Raw genomic sequence first — 6,016 nt, forward strand, 5'->3', positions numbered from 1 at the left:
CTGCGGCGCAGGTGCTCGGGGGGCGTGGCGGGCTCGGTCATGGGCGCGGGAAGGGGCGGGTGAAGCGTTCGACGGTAGTCCTCCCGCTGCCACAACGCCAGCGCCGGACGGCCCAGGGCCGTCAGCAAGTGTCACTTTCACCACAATGTGACCCGTTACCGCCTTTGTCCCATTCCGCCCAGCCCTGCGCCGTGTTCATATACCGCCATCGTCCAAGGACCGGCCCCGCCCATGTGCCCAGCCCTGCACACCTCTCTGGAGCCCCGGTCATGAGCCGACTGCGGGTCATCATCGGCGGCACCGTCCTGGCCGTGCTCGCCGCGGCAGTGCCGATCGCGGTCATGGTCTATGCCACCTGGGACCGTGCCGTAAGTGTCGAACAGCAGCGGCTGCATGCCATCGCCGAGCGCAGCCTGCGCCGTACCGAAGTGTCCTACCAGGAAGCGCTGGCGGCATTGAAGTCGGCCGAGGCCACCGTGCTGCCGCCCTGCGGGGCCGAACACATCCAGCGCATGCAGACCCTGGTGATGACCACGCCGTCGTCGGACCAGATGGGCTACTTCGAGGGCGGCAAGCTGCGCTGCACGTCGTGGGGGGTGTTTCAGCGGGATGTGGACCAACCCACGCCGGACCACGTCACCAGCGATGGCGCCGGCATCACCGTGGACGTTCGCCCCGAGGCGGCCGGCCGGCGGCCGATGCTGTCCATCATGTACGGCTCCTACGATGTGCTGGTCGACCCTCGACGCTTCATCGATGTCGTCGTTGATCCGGACGTGCGGCTGGCCTTGGCAAGCCCGGATGGACGGCTGCTGACCCAGCAGGACGGCATGGACCCGACCCTGTTGCAGCAGCTGCTGCGTGAGCCCGGAGAGGGCCTGGACCGTGACACGCTGTACGCCAGCGCACGCAGCGGCGAATGGCTGGCAATCGCCACGGCGCCGCGCACCGCGCTGGCCGCCACGTTCCGCCAGCAGGCGTGGTTGTTCGTGCCGTTGGGACTGCTGATGGCCGCCGCTGGTGCCGGCCTGGTGATCTGGCTGTCGCGACGACGGCTGTCGATGCGCGGCGAACTGGGCATCGCCATCCGTCGCCGTGAACTCTACCTGCACTACCAGCCGATCATCGAACTGGATACCGGCATCTGCGTCGGCGCCGAGGCGCTGGTGCGCTGGCAGCGACCCGACGGTACGCAGGTGCGTCCGGACCTGTTCATTCCCTTGGCCGAAGAAGCCGGGATGATCGCCGCCATCACCGATCTGGTGATCGAAAACGTGGTTGCCGACATGCGCGAACTGCTGGCCGAGGATCGCAGTGCACACATCGCGATCAACCTGGCGGCCGAGGACATCAGCAGCGGGCGGGCGCTGAAGGTGATCTCCCAGCGGATGGCCGGCAGCGGCATCCTGCCGCAGCAGATCTGGCTGGAGGCCACCGAACATGGCTTCCTCGATATCGACCGTGCCCGCACCATGCTGGCCGCGGCGCGACGCGCGGGCCACAGCGTGGCCATTGACGATTTCGGCGTCGGCTATTCCAGCCTGCAGTACCTGCAGCAGCTGCCGTTGGATGCACTGAAGATCGACAAATCCTTCGTCGATGCGATCGGCACCGAGAGCGCGACCAGCCCGGTCACGCCGCACATCATCGGCATGGCCCGGGAGCTGGGCCTGTGGCTGGTGGCCGAAGGCGTGGAAACCGAAGCACAGCTGGCCTACCTGCACAGCCAGCACGTGCAGTTCGGCCAAGGCTGGTTGTTCTCGCGGCCGTTGCCGCGCGATGAGTTCATCGCCTTCCATCGCAAACGCCAGCAGCAGTACGGCGCGGCGCGGGAGCACATGCAGAATCCGCGCAGCGTGCCGTTCGAGCGCGAGCAGGCGGGGGAGTAGCCGGCGAAAGGCGCAGCCCCTCGTGGTGGGTCGCTAAGAGCGGTTCGTGGGCTGGCCGGGACAGATCTCTGCGGCGTTCCACCACGTAAATAGAGAAGAGAAAAGCAACAGCGGGTCGCTGCGCTCGCGCACGCTGTTGAGCTTCGGCTGGGGTAGTGCCGGCCGCTGGCCGGCAACCCCGTCATCCTTGATCGACGCCTACGCCCAGGCCTTGGGCCGCGCCCAGACCCACAGGCCACACACCACCAGCAGCAGCAACGGCAGCCAAGCCAGGTGCTGGGCGCCGCTGGCCTGCAGCATCAGGCCGCCGCCGACGCCGCCGGCGGCGATGGCCAGGTTCCAGCCGGTCACCAGCATCGACTGCGCCAGGTCGGCGGCGGCACCGGCGCGGCGGGCCAGTGCGGTCTGGAACAGGGTGGGTACCGCACCGAACGCGACGCCCCATAGGATCGTCACCAGCAGCAGCACGCCCGGCACACCTGGCCACAGCAGCAGCGAAACCACCGCCATCACGAAGCCGATCACGCTGGCCCACACCAGCGCGCGCAGGTGGCGGTCCACGCCCCAGCCGGCGATGGCGATGCCCACGATCGCGGCGATGCCGAATGCCAGCAGCAGCCGGTCCAGCCACGCCCCGGCGCCGGCCTGCACTGCCAACGGCTCGATGTAGGTGTACAGCACGTTGTGCGCCAGCACGTACAGCACCATCACCAGCAGCGTGCTGCGGATGCCGGGCATGCGCCAGACCGAACCCAGCGACATGCGCCGGCCTGCACCGGCCGCCGGCAACGCGGGCAGCGCCCATCGGGCGTAGCCGAGCAGCAGCACCGCCAGCACGCTCATCAACGCGAACGCCCAGCGCCACCCGATCTGCTGGCCCAGCAAGGTGCCGGCCGGCACTCCCAGCGAAAGCGCTAGCGGCGAGCCGATCATCGCTACCGCGATCGCCCTTCCCTGCAGTTCCGGCACCACCATGCGCGCGGCATAGCCGGCCACCAGCGACCACAGCAGGCCTGCGCCCACACCCGCCAGGAAGCGCGCCACGAGGGTCAGCACGTAGTCGTGGCTCAGCGCGGTCACGGTGTTGACCACCATGAAGCCGGCAATCGCCGCCAGCAGCAGCGGACGGCGCGGCAGGCGCTGGGTCAACGCGGTCATCGGCAATGCAGCCAGCACCGAGCCCAGTGCATACACGCTCACCAGCTGACCTGCGGCCGCATCGCTGACGCCGAGACTTTCGCCCATTGGCCGCAGCACGCCCGCTGGCAGCGTTTCAGTCAGCAGGGTGATGAAGCCACCACCGGCTAGTGCCAGCAGTCCGCGCCACGGCAGGCGCGTTGCTTCACCCGCCGGTGCCGCTGCATCGATCGCATGCCCGCTCATCGCACCGTCTCCAGGTCGGCGTACACCGCATCGCGCAGTTCATCGACAAACGCGCCATGCATGCCTTCGTACAGCGTGTTGGTCAGCGCGACCACGCTCAGGCCACGCGCCGGGTCCACGAACCAGCTGTGGCCGTAAGCACCGCCCCAACGCCATGTCCCTGCGGTCTGCGGTGTGCCGCTGGCCGCGGCATCACGCAGCACCGCAAAGCCGAGGCCGAAGCCCCAACCCGGCGGATCAACCGGTCCCAGCTCGCCGACCTGCGGGGTTCCCATCTGAGCCGCCAGCCGTTCCGGCAGCAGCTGCGAGGCGCGCACATCGCGCAACGCTTCCAGCACGGCCATCACCTCGTCGGCACTGCCCACCAGCCCCGCGCCTGCCGACGGATAGCGGTGTGGATCGGTCGCCCGGGCCATGCTGTATTCGATGCCCACCGAGCCCTCGAACGCAGGCACCACCTCGCCCTCCCGCAACCGATGCGGCTGCGGCATGTCACTGACATACGGCGTGGCCAGACGACTACCCTCGTCGGTGGCGAACGCGGTGTCGCGCAGGGCCAGCGGCTGCGCCAACAACCGGTCGAACAACACCTGCAACCTTTCGCCGGTGGCCGCTTCAGCCACGGCGCCCGCCACATCCACGCCCAGCGAGTACAGCCACTGGCTGCCCGGCGTGAACAACAGCGGCGCCTGCGCGATGCGCTGCACGTTCTGCTGCAGCGTCACCGGGTTCGCGTCCATGCCATCGCTCACACCCGCCTGCGCATAAGGCCCCTGGGCATCGGCTTCCAGGAAGCGGTAGCCCAGCCCACTGCTGTGGCTGAGCAGCTGGCGCAGGCTGATCGGCGGGCGGCTGCCATCGGCCAGTGCCGGGCGGAACGCCGGCAACCAGCGCTGCACCGGCGCGTCCAGGTCCAGCACCCCCTCGGCTACCAGGCGCAGGATCACCGTGGTCAGCAGCGGTTTGCTCACCGAGGCCAGCCGGAACAGGTGGTCGCGGCGCATCGGCGTGTTCGATTCACGGTCGGCCAGGCCACTGGCGCTGGCGTGGCGCAGCACGCCGTGCTCGCGCACCAGTACCACCGCACCGACCAGGCGCTGCGGATGCACGGCCCGCAGCAGCGCGCTCACCGCGGGCAGTGCCGGTGCGGTATCAACAGGAAGGGCGAGTGTCATCGGGGTGATCCGTGGGGAGAGGCCCGCCACGGTAGGCAGCTCCTGCGCCGGCAAAAAGCGGGGCGGGGCTCCGTGCATCATGGACCGGAAAGTCCGCAATCGGCATGATGGCCGGAACCATTGGGCCGCACCGACCCGCCAGGCCCGTGCACCGCAGTGTTGCGCGGGCTACGTCCGCGGGCCGGACTGCCGCACCCTACCCTGCCCACTTTCGCAGCGACCTTCCCCATGTCCGTCCTCGACAACCTGGCCAACCTGCAGACCTTCGTCCATGCCGCGGACACCCGCAGCTTCGTCGACACCGGCCGCGTGCAGGGCATCTCCGCCTCGGCCGCCGGCAAGTGCGTGGCCCGGCTTGAACACGCACTCGGCGTGCGCCTGTTCCACCGCAGCACGCGCAGCATCACCCTCACGGCCGAGGGCCAGCTGTTCCTGGCACGCTGCCGCCGCATCCTCGACGAACGTGATGCCGCACGCACCGAACTGGCCCAGCAACATGCAACCCCCAGCGGCACCCTGCGCATCAGCCTGCCGCTGGTGGGCGACCTGACCCTGCCGCTGATGGCCGAGTTCATGGCGGCCTACCCGGACATCCGGCTGGAGCTGGATTTCTGCGATCGCCTGGTCGATGTCATCGAGGAAGGCTTCGACGCCGTGCTGCGCGTTGGCGAGCCCAGCGATTCACGCCTCACCGCACGCCGCCTCGGTGTGTTCCCACGCCGCGTGGTTGCATCGCCGGCGTACCTGCAACGGCACGGCGTTCCACGCACGCCGGCCGACCTGCTGCAGCACCGCCTGCTGCACTACCGCTTCCCCAGCACCGGCAAGCTCGAGCCATGGCCCATCCTCTGGCCCGAAGGCGAAACGGCACAGGATCTGCCGGTACACCTGGTCGCCAACACCATCGAAGCGCGGGTGGCACTGGCGCTGCGCGACGGGGGCCTGGCGTTCGTGCCGGTGCATTCGGTGCGCGATGCACTGGCCGATGGCCGGCTGGTCACCGTGCTTGATAAGCACGTGCATTCCTGCGGCATCTTCCACCTGCTGTGGCCCTCCGGCCGCCACGTGCTGCCGAAGCTGCGGGTATTCATCGAATTTGTCGGCGCACGGCTGGATACGGTGCCGTAACCCCGCGCCACGGCCGCGACCATTCAGCTCGCGGCGCTATACTGAACGCTCATTCCCCACCGAGGCTCGCGACCAATGCGCCAGTGATGCCGCCGTCTTCGCACTAGACGGCCCGACTCTTCCCGCCCCTGCGCGCAGGGGAGAACCAGGCATCACATGGAGGTCGCATGACTTCGCATTCCCTCACGCTCGATCGCGTGTCGTATCGGTTGGCCGATGGTCGACCGTTGTTTTCCGATCTGTCCTTTTCCTTCGAACCGGTGGCCACCGGACTGGTCGGCGCCAATGGCGCCGGCAAGAGCGTGCTAGCGCGCCTGCTCGCCGGCCAGCTGTCGCCCGACGATGGCCGCGTGCACCGCAGTGGCCAGGTGTTCCTGTTGCCTACGCCGGGCTATCCGCCACGTGGCACGGTGGGTGAACTGGCCGGCGTCGGCGCCGAAC

5 protein-coding genes are annotated in these 6,016 nt (G+C 68.8%); 3 read left to right on the top strand and 2 right to left on the bottom strand.

The window, feature by feature from the left end; genetic code table 11:
- Window positions 1–269: 269 nt before the first annotated feature.
- Window positions 270–1,889, top strand: coding sequence for an EAL domain-containing protein (locus AB4Y84_RS10670; protein WP_442244728.1), 1,620 nt, complete (start codon window positions 270–272; stop codon window positions 1,887–1,889).
- Window positions 1,890–2,087: 198 nt separating this feature from the next.
- Here AB4Y84_RS10670 and AB4Y84_RS10675 read toward each other — a convergent pair whose 3' ends face one another.
- Both AB4Y84_RS10675 and AB4Y84_RS10680 read right to left on the bottom strand, forming a co-directional pair.
- A complete protein-coding gene (locus tag AB4Y84_RS10675) occupies window positions 2,088–3,272 on the bottom strand; it encodes an MFS transporter (protein WP_394198141.1) in 1,185 nt (394 codons plus the stop codon).
- On the bottom strand, window positions 3,269–4,447 hold the full coding sequence (locus AB4Y84_RS10680) for a serine hydrolase domain-containing protein (RefSeq protein WP_442244727.1): 1,179 nt from the start codon (window positions 4,445–4,447) through the stop codon (window positions 3,269–3,271). The genes AB4Y84_RS10675 and AB4Y84_RS10680 overlap by 4 nt, the downstream gene beginning before the upstream one ends.
- A gap of 228 nt (window positions 4,448–4,675) precedes the next feature.
- Here AB4Y84_RS10680 and AB4Y84_RS10685 point away from each other — a divergent pair, with 228 nt between their 5' ends.
- Both AB4Y84_RS10685 and AB4Y84_RS10690 read left to right on the top strand, forming a co-directional pair.
- Entirely contained in the window at window positions 4,676–5,575 is a 900-nt protein-coding gene (locus tag AB4Y84_RS10685; protein WP_428703833.1) for a LysR family transcriptional regulator, read from the top strand.
- Window positions 5,576–5,742: 167 nt separating this feature from the next.
- Window positions 5,743–6,016: ATP-binding cassette domain-containing protein (locus AB4Y84_RS10690; protein ID WP_442250111.1), on the top strand; the 274-nt coding region annotated here is incomplete at its 3' end.

The sequence above is a fragment of the Stenotrophomonas sp. 2YAF22 genome, from assembly GCF_052114665.1.
Classification (GTDB): domain Bacteria; phylum Pseudomonadota; class Gammaproteobacteria; order Xanthomonadales; family Xanthomonadaceae; genus Stenotrophomonas; species Stenotrophomonas indicatrix.